This window comes from Curtobacterium sp. 9128 (genome assembly GCF_007673775.1).
Classification (GTDB): Bacteria; Actinomycetota; Actinomycetes; order Actinomycetales; family Microbacteriaceae; genus Curtobacterium.
The window spans coordinates 378,106-391,646 of record NZ_VEAF01000002.1 but is presented as its reverse complement, the minus strand read 5'-3'; the positions used below and the strand labels follow the sequence as shown (position 1 = coordinate 391,646).

At 72.7% G+C, this 13,541-nt stretch carries 15 protein-coding genes; 12 read left to right on the top strand and 3 right to left on the bottom strand.

The genetic code is table 11. The features are described from left to right. The first annotated feature begins 14 nt into the window (after positions 1-14). From folE to FS641_RS05030, 5 genes are all read left to right on the top strand, one after another. On the top strand, positions 15-608 hold the full coding sequence (folE, locus tag FS641_RS05050) for a GTP cyclohydrolase I (protein WP_260855690.1): 594 nt from the start codon (positions 15-17) through the stop codon (positions 606-608). Continuing rightward, a complete protein-coding gene (gene folP / locus FS641_RS05045) occupies positions 605-1,552 on the top strand; it encodes a dihydropteroate synthase (protein WP_144760814.1) in 948 nt (315 codons plus the stop codon). The genes folE and folP overlap by 4 nt, the downstream gene beginning before the upstream one ends. Further along, complete coding sequence (locus tag FS641_RS05040) at positions 1,549-2,301, top strand: pyrimidine reductase family protein (RefSeq protein ID WP_260855689.1); 753 nt, start codon at positions 1,549-1,551, stop codon at positions 2,299-2,301. The genes folP and FS641_RS05040 overlap by 4 nt, the downstream gene beginning before the upstream one ends. A 10-nt stretch (positions 2,302-2,311) precedes the next feature. Beyond that, positions 2,312-2,965: an HAD-IA family hydrolase gene (locus FS641_RS05035; protein ID WP_144760811.1), complete on the top strand. Its 654-nt coding sequence runs from the start codon at positions 2,312-2,314 to the stop codon at positions 2,963-2,965. A gap of 104 nt (positions 2,966-3,069) precedes the next feature. After that, a complete protein-coding gene (locus FS641_RS05030) occupies positions 3,070-3,630 on the top strand; it encodes a type 1 glutamine amidotransferase domain-containing protein (RefSeq protein WP_144760808.1) in 561 nt (186 codons plus the stop codon). On the opposite strand, the gene FS641_RS05025 is transcribed toward FS641_RS05030, so the two are convergent. Next, positions 3,631-4,137 carry an MOSC domain-containing protein gene (locus tag FS641_RS05025; protein WP_144761540.1) on the bottom strand — a complete coding sequence of 169 codons (507 nt, stop codon included), beginning with the start codon at positions 4,135-4,137 and terminating at the stop codon, positions 3,631-3,633. A 157-nt stretch (positions 4,138-4,294) separates the two neighbouring features. On the opposite strand from FS641_RS05025, the gene FS641_RS05020 reads away from it, so the two are divergent. The 5 genes from FS641_RS05020 to FS641_RS05000 all read left to right on the top strand — a co-directional run bounded on the left by FS641_RS05020 (position 4,295) and on the right by FS641_RS05000 (position 9,830). Continuing rightward, the gene (locus FS641_RS05020) at positions 4,295-5,872 is read left to right on the top strand and encodes a DNA-3-methyladenine glycosylase 2 family protein (protein WP_144760805.1); all 1,578 of its coding nucleotides are present in this window, start codon (positions 4,295-4,297) and stop codon (positions 5,870-5,872) included. Further along, the gene (locus FS641_RS05015; protein ID WP_144760802.1) at positions 5,869-6,381 is read left to right on the top strand and encodes a methylated-DNA--[protein]-cysteine S-methyltransferase; all 513 of its coding nucleotides are present in this window, start codon (positions 5,869-5,871) and stop codon (positions 6,379-6,381) included. Before FS641_RS05020 ends, FS641_RS05015 begins: the two co-directional genes overlap by 4 nt. 138 nt (positions 6,382-6,519) lie before the next feature. Next, positions 6,520-7,329 (top strand): alpha/beta fold hydrolase, encoded by an 810-nt coding sequence (locus FS641_RS05010; RefSeq protein WP_144760799.1) that lies wholly within the window; start codon positions 6,520-6,522, stop codon positions 7,327-7,329. Between the two features lie 20 nt (positions 7,330-7,349). Further along, positions 7,350-8,225 (top strand): hypothetical protein, encoded by an 876-nt coding sequence (locus FS641_RS05005; protein WP_144760796.1) that lies wholly within the window; start codon positions 7,350-7,352, stop codon positions 8,223-8,225. Between the two features lie 129 nt (positions 8,226-8,354). Continuing rightward, positions 8,355-9,830: an APC family permease gene (locus FS641_RS05000; RefSeq protein ID WP_144760793.1), complete on the top strand. Its 1,476-nt coding sequence runs from the start codon at positions 8,355-8,357 to the stop codon at positions 9,828-9,830. Between the two features lie 68 nt (positions 9,831-9,898). Here FS641_RS05000 and FS641_RS04995 read toward each other — a convergent pair whose 3' ends face one another. After that, entirely contained in the window at positions 9,899-10,702 is an 804-nt protein-coding gene (locus tag FS641_RS04995; RefSeq protein WP_144760790.1) for a LysE/ArgO family amino acid transporter, read from the bottom strand. 68 nt (positions 10,703-10,770) lie between these two features. Here FS641_RS04995 and FS641_RS04990 point away from each other — a divergent pair, with 68 nt between their 5' ends. Continuing rightward, positions 10,771-11,688 carry a LysR family transcriptional regulator ArgP gene (locus FS641_RS04990; RefSeq protein ID WP_222122045.1) on the top strand — a complete coding sequence of 306 codons (918 nt, stop codon included), beginning with the start codon at positions 10,771-10,773 and terminating at the stop codon, positions 11,686-11,688. Positions 11,689-11,714: 26 nt separating this feature from the next. Here FS641_RS04990 and FS641_RS04985 read toward each other — a convergent pair whose 3' ends face one another. After that, entirely contained in the window at positions 11,715-12,266 is a 552-nt protein-coding gene (locus tag FS641_RS04985) for a TetR/AcrR family transcriptional regulator (RefSeq protein WP_144760787.1), read from the bottom strand. A gap of 125 nt (positions 12,267-12,391) precedes the next feature. On the opposite strand from FS641_RS04985, the gene FS641_RS04980 reads away from it, so the two are divergent. Next, on the top strand, positions 12,392-13,429 hold the full coding sequence (locus FS641_RS04980; protein WP_144760785.1) for an aldo/keto reductase: 1,038 nt from the start codon (positions 12,392-12,394) through the stop codon (positions 13,427-13,429). Positions 13,430-13,541 lie beyond the last annotated feature (112 nt).

The following is a 13,541-nucleotide window of genomic DNA, read 5'->3' as shown; positions in this document are numbered from 1 at the left end:
GTTTGATTGGGGGTGTGACGTCTCGCGTGGACCGTGCTCGTGTCGAAGCCGCCGTTCGCGAGCTGCTCGCCGCGATCGGTGAGGACCCCGACCGCCCCGGCCTCGCCCGCACGCCCCAGCGGGTGGCGGACTCCTACACGGAGTTCTTCGCGGGGATCGGCGTGGACGCCTCGGCCATCGCGCGCGACGGCACCGTCGCCGCCGAGGCGCACGAGCGCGGCCGGCTCGTGGTCGTCCGGGACGTCAAGTTCCGGTCGGTGTGCGAGCACCACCTGCTGCCGTTCCTCGGGGTCGCCCACCTGGCGTACGCCCCGGGGGAGCGGCTGATCGGACTCGGGACGCTCGCCCGGGTGGTCGACGCCCTCGCCTCGCGACCCCAGCTGCAGGAGCGCCTGGGCGAGGAGATCGTCCGCGCCGTCCACGACGGACTCGGAGCTCGCGGCGTCCTCGTCGTGCTCGACGCGCAGCACCAGTGCGTGACGACCCGGGGCGAGCGGCAGACCGGGTCCACGACGGTCACCGTCGCGGCCAGCGGTGAACTCGCCGACGCGGCCGGCCGTGCGGAGGCGATCGCGCTCATCGGGACCGGCGCCGAGGCGGACGCATGACGACCGGACCGGCCGCACCGGGCCTCCAGTCCGACGCCGCGGGTTCCGCGACCCCGGGGTGGGTCGTGCCCGCCCTCCGGCACCCCGTCCGGACCCTCGGCCGTCGCACCGTCGACTTCGACCGGCGCATCGCCGTCATGGCCATCGTCAACCGCACCCCGGACTCCTTCCACGACCGCGGCGCCACCTTCGAACTCGACCGGGCCGTCGCCGCGGCCGTGCGTGCCGCCGAGCTGGGCGCCGACCTGGTCGACATCGGCGGGGTGAAGTTCGCCCCGGGTCCGGAACTGCCCGCCTCTGCGGAGATCGAGCGCGTCGTCCCCGTGGTCCGGCAACTCGCCGGGGAATCCGACGTGGCCATCAGCGTCGACACCTTCCGCCCCGAGGTCGCGGCCGCAGCCGTCGCCGCGGGTGCGAGCGTCGTCAACGACACGACCGGGCTGTCCGACCCGCGGATGGCATCGGTCGTCGCCGACTCGGACGCGACGATCGTCATCACCCACTCCGTCGCTCCGCCACGGACCGAGCTCCCCACGCCGCCGCACTACGACGACGTCACCGGCGCGGTCGTCGCGTTCCTCCGCGAACGGGTCGACCGGGCACTCGCCGCCGGGATCCCGGAGTCGCGGATCATCGTCGACCCGGGGCACGACCTCAACAAGAACACGGTGCACACGCTCGAGCTGACCCGGCGGCTGCCCGAGGTGGTCGCGCTCGGCCACCCGGTGCTCGCCGCGGTCTCCAACAAGGACTTCGTCGGCGAGGCCCTCGGCCGGCCGCGGGGCGAGCGTCTGTCCGGGTCGCTCGCGGTCGCCACGGTGAGCGCGATGCTCGGCGCCCGCATCGTCCGCATGCACGACGTCGCCGAGTCCGTGGACGCCATGCGCATGGTCGAGGCGACGCTCGGCTGGCGCGAGCCGGTGGAAGCGCGGCACAACACGTGACGACGCTGCCGCCGCTGATCGCGGACCTGTCCGACGACGAACTGGTCGCCCTGTACGGCCGGGAGGCTCGCCCCGCCTCCGGTCCGTCGGCCGACGGATGGCTCCGGGTGAACTTCGTGAGCACCGCCGACGGGGCCGCATCGGCCGGCGGTCTGTCCGGTTCGCTCGGCGGTGACGACGACCTGCGGGTCTTCGACCTGCTCCGGCGGACGGCGGACGTCGTGCTCGTCGCAGCGGGAACGGTGCGGGACGAGGGGTACGGTCCGATGCGCCTGGACGACGCCGCCATCGCGTGGCGACGGGCGCACGGGATGCCGGACCACCCGGTGTTCGCGATCGTGTCCGGGTCGCTCTCCCTCGACCCGGCGTCCACCGTCTTCACCGAGGCACCGGTGCGGCCGGTCGTGCTGACGTCGTCGTCCGCGCCCGCCGGTCGCCGGGCCGCCCTGTCGGCGGTGGCGGACGTGGTGTCCTGCGGCGAGGAGTCGGTCGACGCGGCGCTCGTGCGGCGGACCCTCGTGGCGCGCGGCCTGACCACGATCCACTGCGAGGGAGGGCCGTCGTTCTTCGGGGCCCTCATCGCGGCCGACGAGGTCGACGAGCTCTGCCTGACGATCGACCCCTCGCTCGAGGGCGGGGCGGCACCGCGCATCGCGACGGGGTCGTCGCCGGAGCTGCGGCGGATGCGCCTGGCACACGTGCTGCGTGGCGCTGGTGACGTCCTGCTGACGCGGTACCTGCGACGGTAGGGTCGGGGCCGTGATCGACATCGTGGCGTCCGGGGTCCTCTTCGACATGGACGGGACCCTGGTGGACTCGACCTCGGTCGTCGAGGGAGCGTGGGGTCGGTTCGGCGCCCAGCACGACCTCGCGCCGTCGACGATCCTCGCGTTCTCGCACGGCCGCCAGACGATCGACACGGTGCAGCACTTCCTCCCCGACCTCGACCCCGCCGAACAGCGCCGCCTGGCGGACGCCCTCGTCGCCGACGAGGTCGAGAACACCCACGGGATCATCGAGATCCCCGGGGCCGCCGCGTTCGTCCGGCGGCTGACGGCAGCCGGCGTCCCCGTCGCCCTCGTGACGAGTGCCCCGCGGGACCTCGCGCTCAACCGGATGCGGGCAGCGGGCGTCGACGTGCCGACGGTGGTCGTGACCTCGGAGGACGTCGAGCACGGCAAGCCGCACCCGGACGGGTACGTCCGCGGCGCAGCGCTCCTCGGGCTCCGGGCGGACGAGTGCGTGGCGTTCGAGGACGCGCCGGCCGGGCTGCAGTCGGCGGTCGCGTCGGGCGCGACCACGGTCGTCGTCGGCGAGCTCGACCACGACGTCACGGTCGGACTCGCCCGCGTGCGTGGCTACGACGGGATCGAGGTCACCGCGGAGCCACCCGTCTTCCGGCTCCGCGGCTGAACAGCCGGCCGCCCGGTCCCGGCACAGCTGAGTCGGCTTCCAGCGCCGGAGGGCAGCGTGGAGCCGGTGGTCGGAGTCCCCGGCCCACGGAAGAAGGAGTGACCATGGCAGCCCTCGACGGAAGCACCGTCCTCGTCATCAGCACGAACTACGGCGTGGAGCAGGACGAGATCGTCGTCCCCGTCGACGAGCTCCGCAAGCGCGGAGCCTCGGTGACGGTGGCGGCGAAGTCCTCGGACTCGATCCAGACCCTCGTCGGCGACAAGGACCCGGGCAAGACCCTCGACCCCGACACCACGTTCGACAGCGTCTCGGCGGGCGACTTCGACGCCCTGGTGGTGCCCGGCGGCACGATCAACGCCGACACCATCCGCGGAGAGCGCGCCGCGATCGACCTCGTCACGGCCTTCGTGGAGCAGGGCAAGCCCGTCGCGGCGATCTGCCACGGGCCGTGGACCCTCGTCGAGGCCGGCGTGCTGCCCGGTCGGACGATCACCTCGTACCCCTCGCTGCAGACCGACGTGCAGAACGCCGGCGCCGAGTGGGTGGACCGCGAGGTGCAGGTCGACGAGACGAACAGCACGATCATCACGTCGCGGAACCCCGACGACCTGCCGGCGTTCGTCGACGCGATCCAGGCAGCCCTGGCGCCCGCGACCGCCTGATCAGCGAGCCGGGGGCGGGACGGCGATCGGCCCGACCGTGCGGAGCAGCGCGGGTCCGACGGTGAGCACCCCGTCGGACTCCGGGTCGCACCGCACCCCGCCCCGGCCGCGCATCGCCCGGAACGCACCGGGTGCGAGCTCGTGGTCCATCCACGCGCACGGGTTCGCCGGCCGGTACCCGCGGAACAGCACGGCGCCGGACCCGGTGTCGAGTGAGAACGGCTCCCCGCGGAGCGCTTCGACGTCGACGCCGCGGAGGTACACGTTCCGCCGGGTCCTCGCCGCGTCGAGTGTCGTCCCGAGTTCCCGACCGACATCGTCGAGGGCCTCGAGTCCGATGACGGTCACCGACGCGTGGACGTGTGCCCGCGAGCCGAAGTAGCGGTCGCCGACGATCCCGAGGCCGGCCCGGAGCTGAATCCGCTCGCGGAGCTCCTCCTCGTCGGCCGGCAGTGCCCCGTCGGCGGGACGTCCCTCGTACCGGTGCCGCCGCGACACCAGGAGCATCGCGACCTCGACGGCCGTGACGTGACCCAGCGCGTCGGAGGTCACCACGTCGTCACCGGGAGCCACGCGGACGACGGTAGCCGAGCCTCCTGGCCGGCCCCACTGCGGCGTCCGATTCCCGCCAGTCGCTGACGGTGGCGCATGCCATGGTTGGTCCGTGACCGACACCGGACCCGACGCCCTGCACGACGAGCGACACCGCATCGCCGCCTCGCGCGATGCGCGCTTCGACGGGCAGTTCGTCACGGCCGTGCACTCCACCGGCATCTACTGCCGACCGAGCTGCCCGGCCCGCACCCCGCGGTCGTCCGGCGTGACCTTCTACCGGACCAGTGCCGCCGCCCACCTGGCGGGGTTCCGCGCCTGCAAGCGCTGCCTGCCGGAGGCGACGCCGGGGAGCCCGGAGTGGGACGTCCGCGAGGACGTGGCCGGACGCGCGATGCGCCTGGTCCTCGACGGGGTCGTCGAGCGGAAGGGCGTGCCCGGGCTCGCGGCGCGGCTGGGGTACTCCGAGCGGCACCTCAGCCGGATCATGACGGCGGAACTGGGCGCTGGACCGAAGGCACTCAGCCGGGCGCACCGGGCGCAGACCGCTCGGACGCTCCTGACGTCGTCGGACCTGCCCGTCGCCGACGTCGCCTTCGCCGCGGGCTTCGCGAGCATCCGCCAGTTCAACGACACCGTGCGTGAGGTCTTCGCCGTGACGCCGACCGAGCTCCGCGCCCGCCGCCGGGTCCGTCCGGTGCAGGACGGCGGTCTGCACGTGCACCTGCCGGCGAGGGCACCGTTCGACGGGCAGGGCCTGCTCGACTGGCACGCCCTGCACGCGCTCGACCGCCTCGAGCAGGTCGAGCGGGCCGGTGACGGGTCGGTCACCGGGTACGGACGCGTGGTCGACCTGCCGGGAGGCCCCGGTTGGTTCCGTGCATCGCTCCCGTCCGGCGCGACCACGGCCGCAGCCACCGACCGCGGTGCGTCCGCTCGAGGCGTCGGGATCGACCTGGTCGTACGGGTCACGGAGCTGCGCGACCTCCCGACCCTGGTGGCCCGGGTGCGTGCCCTGTTCGACCTCGACGCAGACCCGGTCGCCGTCGACGCCGTGCTCGGGTCGCTGCCGGTCCTGGCGCCCGTGGTCGCCAGGACCCCGGGCATCCGGCTCCCCGGGGCGGTCGACGCGCACGAGGTCGTGTTCCGGACGCTCATCGGGCAGCAGGTCTCGGTGGCCGCCGCGCGGACGGCGCAGACCCGGCTCGTCGCCGCACTCGGGACACCGGTGCCGGCGTCGATCGCGCCCGACGCGCTGCTGTTCCCCTCCGCCGCGGTCGTCGCGGAGCGCGGGGTCTCGGTCCTGCGCGGTCCGGCGGCTCGCGTCCAGACGATCCTGCGGGTCGCCGAGGCGCTCGCGGACGGGTCCCTCGTGGTCGACGGCGGGCAGTCCCTCGACGAGCTGCGCGACGGCCTGCTCGCGGTGAAGGGCATCGGGCCCTGGACCGCCGACTACGTCGCGCTCCGGGTGCGGCACCACCCGGACCTGTTCCTCCACACCGACCTCGCGGTGCGCAACGGTGCACAGGAGCTCGGGATGCCCGATGCGGCGCGTGCGCTCTCCCTATGGTCGGAGCAGGTGGCGCCCTGGCGGAGCTACCTCACGATGCACTGCTGGCGGCCGATCGTCGACCGCGCCACAGCCGCTGCTCGCGCTGCCCACTCGCTCTCTCGGAAGGACACCCCATGACCGACGCAGTCATCGCCACGATCGACACCCCCGACGGCCCGTTCACGGTGCTCGAGGACGACCAGGGTCGCGTCCTCGCCTCCGGGTGGACGGAGTCCGTCGACCGCATCGTCGCCCGGGTCACCGCCCGTCACCGCCCGACGGTCGTCCGTGCCGGCACCATCACCTCCGTCGACGCCGTCGACGCGTTCTACGCCGGCGAGGTCGACCACGTCATGCAGGTCCCGGTCCGGCAGGTCGGCACCGAGCTCTTCGAAGCGGGCTGGCGGGAGCTCCGACAGATCCCCGCCGGCTCGACCCTGACGTACACCGAGTTCGCCGCACGCATGGGCCGACCCGAGGCCGTCCGGGCCGCCGCCAGCGTGTGTGCGCGGAACGCCCCCGCCCTGTTCGTGCCGTGCCACCGGGTGCTCCGCTCGGACGGTTCGCTCGGCGGCTTCGCGTGGGGGCTCGACGTCAAGCGATCGCTGCTCGAACGGGAGTCCGTCGGCACAACGGCACTGGTCTGACACGCCCACGGCCGGCCGGTCTGCCCCCGGAAGGTGGGATGTCGCCGAGGGCACCACAGCTGCGACACTGCAGACAACCGACTCGCACGGTCCCCCGAGGACCCGACGCAGCGCCGTCGACGCACCTCCGAGGACACCATGCAGGCACCAGTCGACCGGACGGTCGTCTCCACGGACGGCACCGCCATCGCCGTGACCGACGTCGGGTCCGGCCCGGCGGTGGTCGTCGTCGGCGGGGCCTTCGGGCACCGCGGCACCCCCTTCGTCGAGGAGGTCGTCCAGGGCCTCGCTGCCGGACGCCGGGTGATCACCTACGACCGGCGGGGTCGCGGCGACAGCGGGGACACCGCGCCGTGGTCCATCGAACGCGAGGTGGACGACCTCCGGGCCGTCGTCGCCTCGGCGGACGGACCCGTGACCGTGGCGTCCGTCTGTGTCGGCGCCGGGGTCGTGTTGCACGCGCTCGCGTCGGGGTTGCCGGCGGACGCCGCCGTGCTGTGGGAGCCGCCGTACCGGGCGAGCGTCGACCCGCACGCGGACGACGTCGTCTTCGCCGACACCCTCGACGAGCACGTCGCCGCCGGACGCCGGGCGACCGCGGTCCGGGCGTTCCTCGGACAGGTGCTCGGGCTGCCGATGGGGCAGGTCAGCGCCTACCGACTCCGACCGGCGCTCTGGCGCTCGTTCCTGGCGGACGCGGACGTCCTCGCCCGTGACGTCCGGATGCTCAACGGCCTCGCGATCCCGGAACGCACACTCGCCGCGGTCGGGGTGCCGGTCGTCGTCGGCTGCGGGACGGAGAGCGCCGCTTGGCTCGGCCTCGCCGCACGGGCGACCGCCGAGGCGATCCCCGGCTCCGAACTCGTCGTCGTGCCGGGAGAGGACCACTCACCCCGGGCGGACACACTCGACCGGCTCCTGACCCGGGTCCGGGAACTCCAGCCCTGAACGTGCGGCAGGATTGTCGGGTGAGCGCACCACGACTCGGACTCCTGCTGGACGTCGACGGCCCCATCGCCAGTCCCGTCTCCCGCACCATCGCGATCCCCGGCATCGTGGCCGACCTCGTCGCGCTCGCCGCGGAGGGCATCCCCGTGGTGTTCAACACCGGCCGGAGCGACGCGTTCATCCGCGAGCAGGTCGTGAAGCCGCTCCTCGACGGTGGCCTCGCCCCGGGTGGTCGCGTGCACGCCATCTGCGAGAAGGGGGCCGTCTGGTGCTCGATCGGCCCGCAGTACCCGGACGGGATGGGTGCGATCAGCGTTGCCGAGGACCTCGCGCTGCCGCGGGACTACGCCGACGAGATGCGGGCGCTCGTCCGCAGCGACTACGCCGACCTGGTGTTCTTCGACGAGACCAAGCGCGCGATGGTGTCGGTCGAGCAGCGCGTCGACGTGCCGAACGCGACGTACCTCGCGCGGCAGCCCCAGTTCGACGCGCGGGCGATGGCCGCCCTCGAGCGTCGTGGCCTCGGCGTCGGCCGAGTCGACGACGTCCGCCCGGCTGCTGACGGCAGCGTGCAGTGGCGGATCGACCCGACGATCATCTCGACCGACGTCGAGTCGATGCGCAGCGGCAAGGACCTGGGCGCCGAGCGCTCCCTCGAGCTCCTCGCCGAGGACGGCGAGCTGCCGGTCGCCTGGCGGACCATGGGCGACTCCCGGAGCGACTACGCGATGGCCGACTGGCTGCACGCGAACGGCCACGACGTCGCGCACGTCGACGTCCGCCCGTCCGACGGTGTGCCGGAGACGCCGTACCCCGTGCTCACCGCTCCCGACGGCGTGATCCACGACGAGGCAGGTGCCCGCTTCCTGGCGGACTGGCGGCGCGCGGCGGACTGACACCGAGCCTCCAGGCCGGCCGACGCGACCACCTGCGGGTCGGCCCGTCCACACGGACGCTTTGCGTGCCGGGCTGGTACACCAGTACCCTTCCGGGGTCCACCGCCAGCCGATGACGGGATCCACCCCATGGCACCGAAGCTCCGCACGAAGTCGATCGAGGCGTCCCTCGCCGACGCCGACGAACAGGGGAGGTCGCTGAAGCGCTCCCTGAAGACGTTCGACATCGCGGCGATGGGCATCGCGGTGGCCGTCGGCGCCGGTATCTTCTCGGTCGGGGCGAACGCCGCGGCGAACTTCGCCGGACCGGGCGTCATCATCTCGTTCCTGCTCGCGGCCGTCACGTGCGGCCTGGCGATCATGTGCTACGCCGAGTTCGCGTCGACGATCCCCGTCGCCGGGTCCGCCTACACGTTCACCTACGCCACGATGGGGGAGCTCCTGGCGTGGATCGTCGGGTGGGACCTAATCCTCGAGACCCTGACGGCCAGCGCCGTGATCGCGAAGTACTGGGGCATCTACCTCAGCACCGCCTTCGACGTCTTCGGCATCACCCTGCCGAGCACCATCGCGATCGGCCCGATCGGCTTCACCTGGGGACCCGTCCTGATCGTCGGCGTCTTCACCGCGCTGCTCGCATTCGGCACCCGGCTGTCGAGCCGCGTCTCTGCAGTCATCACGGTCATCAAGGTCGCGATCGTCGTGTTCGTCATCGTCGTCGGCGCCTTCTTCGTCAAGGCCGCGAACTTCACGCCGTTCATCCCGCCGGCCCAGCCGTCGAAGGGTGCGGAGGGCAGCGTCTGGACGCAGTCGCTCGTGTCCTGGGTGACCGGCGCGGAGCCCGCGCAGTACGGCGTCTTCGGGCTGCTCGCCGCGGCGTCGCTGGTGTTCTTCGCCTTCATCGGGTTCGACGTCGTCGCGACGAGCGCCGAGGAGACCGAGAACCCGCAGAAGACCCTGCCCCGCGGCATCTTCATCGGCCTCGGCATCGTCACCCTGCTCTACGTCGGCGTCAGCATCGTCATCACGGGCATGGTCTCGTACCGGCAGCTCGCGCAGGAGGACGCGCCGTCCCTCGCCTCGGCCTTCGACCTGGTCGGGCTGCCCTGGGCGGCCGGCATCATCGCGATCGGCTCCCTCATCGGACTCACCACCGTCGTCATGGTGTTGCTCCTCGGCCTGTCCCGCATCGTGTTCTCGATGAGCCGCGACGGCCTGCTGCCGCGCTGGTTCTCGGTGACGAACCCGAAGACGCAGACCCCCGTCCGCGTGCAGGTGGTGGCGGGCATCGTCGTCGCGTTCCTCGCCGGGTTCACCGCCGTCGACAAGCTCGAGGGCATGATCAACATCGGCACCCTGTCGGCGTTCGTGCTCGTCTCGATCGGCATCATCGTGCTCCGTCGCACCCGCCCGGACGCGCCCCGCTCCTTCCGGGTGCCGCTCTCGCCCGTCATCCCGATCCTGTCCGCGGTGCTGTGCTTCTGGCTGATGCTCAACCTCGAGGTCGAGACGTGGCTGCGCTTCGTCATCTGGCTCGTGATCGGCTTCGCCATCTACTTCGGGTACAGCCGTCGGCACAGCCGGGTGGGGCGCGGGCTGCAGTAGCGACTCCGGAGTCGGCTGGCCCGCGGGCGACGTGTCCGTTCCCGGGCGCTGTGCTGGTCCGGGCCGCGTCAGGCGCCGACGGCCAGCAGCACCCCGAACGCGAGCATCACCACCGCGACGCAGCCGTCGAACACCCGCCAGGTGCCCGGCATCGCGAACAGCGGCCGGAGCAGTCGACCCCCGAACCCGAGTGCTCCGAACCACAGGCAGCTCGCCGCGACGGCACCCGCGGTCCACCACCAGCGGTCGTCGACGCCCTGCTGGTTCGCCACGGAGCCGAGGAACACCAGGGTGTCCAGGTAGACGTGCGGGTTCGCCCACGTGAAGACCAGCATGGTCAGGACCGCGGTGCGGGTCGCGGGGGCGCCGCCGGTACCTGGGCTCCTGTCTGGAGGCTCGGCTCGGCTCCGCCACGTCGGCGTGGCCTCGCTCCGGCTCGCCGGTGCGGCCCCGCTGCGGCTCGCCGGTGCGGCTCCGCTGCGGTTCTCCGGTGCGGTGGTGCCTGGAACCCGGTCGTCGTCGGTGGCGACGCCTGGGATCCCGTCGTCGTCGGCGGTCACCCGGATCGCGTCGCCGGAGGGCCGCAGTGCCCGTCGTGCCGCCAGCACCCCGTACGTCAGCAGGAACGCCGCCCCGACGAACCGGATCACCACGAGCGCCGCGGGGAACCGTTCGACCACCGCCCCGACGCCGAGCACACCGGCCAGGATGAGCACCGCGTCCGAGGCAGCGCACACGAGGACCGCGGCGACGACGACCCGGAGACCGGCGCTCACGGCGAGCCGGAGCAGGTAGGTGTTCTGCACGCCGATCGCCACGATGAGGGCGAGGCCGGTACCGAGGCCGGAGAGCAGGGGGAGCAGGGCGGTCACATGACGACCGTAGAGGCGGGTCCAGTCGTAGGCCAGCTCATGTTCCTGCAGGACCGTAAGCTCAGCTCATGATCCGCTTCCAGCGCGAACACCTTGAGACCCTGCTCGCGGCGGTCGACCTCGGGACCTTCGACGCCGCCGCGGGAGCGCTCTCGATCACGCCGTCGGCGGTGTCGCAGCGCATCCGCGCGATGGAGCGCCTCACCGGTCGGGTCCTCGTGCAGCGGACGACGCCGATCCGACCGACGGCCGACGGCGCACTCGTGCTCCGGCACGCCCGGCAGGTCCGACTGCTCGACGAGGAGACGGCCCGGGCGCTCGGTGCCGGACCGGACGACGTCGACGTCGTCCCGTCGATCCCGCTCGCGGTGAACGCCGACTCCCTCTCGACGTGGTTCCTCGACGCCCTGGCGACGGTCCGCTCCGACACCGAGGTGGTCTTCGACCTGCACCGGGAGGACCAGGACCGCACGGCGGAACTCCTGCGCTCCGGCACGGTGACCGCAGCGGTGACGGCGGAGTCCGATCCGGTACAGGGCTGCTCGTCCGTGGCGCTCGGCGTCGACCGGTACCGGGCCGTGGCGTCGCCGGCCTTCGTCGCGCGGTACCTCGCCGGAGCGGACACCGAGCGCCGGATGCTCCTGCTGCTCGACCGCGTGCCCCTCGTGGACTACGACCACGACGACGACCTGCAGCAGGGGTACCTGCGCCGCGTCGTCGGCCACGCACCGGGCGGCCCGAGGCACTTCGTCCCGACCTCGGCGGACTTCGCGCGTGCCGTGCAGCTCGGCTTCGGGTGGGGGATGCTGCCCGAGGCGCAGTGCCTCGACGCCCTCGAGCAGGGTGCCCTCGTCGAGCTCACCCCAGGTCGGCGAGCGGACGTCGCCCTGTGGTGGCAGCGGTGGAACCTCGCGTCACCGCTGCTCGACCGGGTGACCGACGCGGTGCGGGCGACGGCGGCGGAACGGTTGCACCCGCCGCGCTGACACGGTCGGGACCGGCACGGGTGTGCTCAGGCGTCGATGGTGGCGCGGTAGCGGAGCCCGTCGACGAGCAGGCCGACCAGGAGCTGGCTCTGCTCGGGGTTCGGTGCGCCGTGGGAGAGGTTCGCGACGGCCGCCAGGAGCTGTTCGGCGTCGACGTCCGGGCGGATGGTGCCGGCGGCCGCGGCGGCGTCGAGGAGTCCGGTGAGTGTGCCCCCGAGGCGCTCCCGGAAGTACGCGGGGAGTGCCTCGAACGCCGGGTCACCGGAGTGCAGTGCCGCGGCGAGTCCGCGCTTCGTGGCGACGAACTCCGTGAATCGCTGGAGCCACCGTGCCAGGGCCTCGTCGGGCTCGTGCTCGGCGACGAGCTGCGGTGCGGCGTCCGCGCAGGCGTCCACGGCGCGTCGGAACACCGCGATGACGAGGTCGGAGCGCTGCGGGAAGTGGCGGTAGAGCGTCCCCACGCCCACCCCGGCGCGGTCGGCGATCACCTTGGCGGGCGCATCGACGCCGTCGGTCGCGAAGACCGACTTGGCGGCGTCGGTCAGGGCGTCGAGGTTGCGACGGGCGTCGGCACGCACGGATCCTCCTCGGATCGGTCACGGGGCTTGCGTAAACGGAAAGCCATTCCGTATGCTTCCGGAAAGGCGTTCCAGTACGACCACGATACGACACCGACGAGCAGGACGCCACGACAGGAGGAACCATGCAGTACCGCACCCTCGGCAGGACCGGCATCCAGGTCAGCCCCTTCGCACTCGGGGCGATGATGCTCGGCACCGACGGCCGGATCGGCAACGGCGACGAACAGGACTCCATTCGGATCGTCCACCGCGCGCTCGACGCCGGGATCAACCTCATCGACACCGCCGACCGCTACTCCCAGGGCGGCTCGGAGTCACTCGTCGGCAAGGCCGTGAAGGGCCGCCGCGACGACGTCGTCCTCGCCACGAAGTTCAACGGGCCGATGGGCGAGGACCCGAACCAGCGCGGGAACTCACGGCGGTGGATCATGCGCGCGGTCGAGGACTCGCTCCGCCGCCTGCAGACCGACCACATCGACCTCTACCAGGCACACCGACCCGACGACACCGTCGACCTCGAGGAGACGCTCTCGGCACTGACGGACCTGGTGCGCAGCGGCAAGGTCCGCGCGATCGGCAGCTCGGACTTCCCGGCGTCGATGCAGGTGGAGGCGCAGTGGACCTCCGAGCGTCGCGGACTCGAGCGCTTCCGGACCGAGCAGCCGACGTACTCCATCCTCAACCGTGGCATCGAGCGCGAGGTCCTCCCCGTCGCCCAGCGCTACGGCATGGGCACGCTGGTGTGGAGCCCCCTCGCCGGTGGCCTGCTCACCGGGCGGTTCCGGAAGGGCCAGGACAGCGACCTCGCACGGGTCGGGATGTTCCGGCACAACCAGGACGAACGACGCATCGACGCCGTGGAACAGGTCGTCACGCTCTCCGAGGAGACCGGCATCCCGATGACGCACCTCGCCATGGCGTTCGCGATCGCACACCCCGGCGTCACGAGCGCCCTGATCGGCCCGCGGTCGATGGAGCAGCTCGACGACCTGCTCGCCGGGTCCGAGGTCGCACTCACCGACGAGGTCCTCGACCGCATCGACGCGATCGTCCCGCCGGGCACCGACGTCGGCCGGCTCGACCAGCAGTACAACCCGCCGGCGGTCCTGCAGCCCGCGCTGCGCCGGCGCCCCGTCGTCGAGCGGTCCGCCTCGGCCTGAGCGCGCGGGGTCTCCCGTGACCGACTCGGAACGACATCGTCGTCGCGGACTTTCGTGACCGATTCGGAACGACATCGTCGTCGTCGTCCGACATCGACCGTGTCGCAACGCA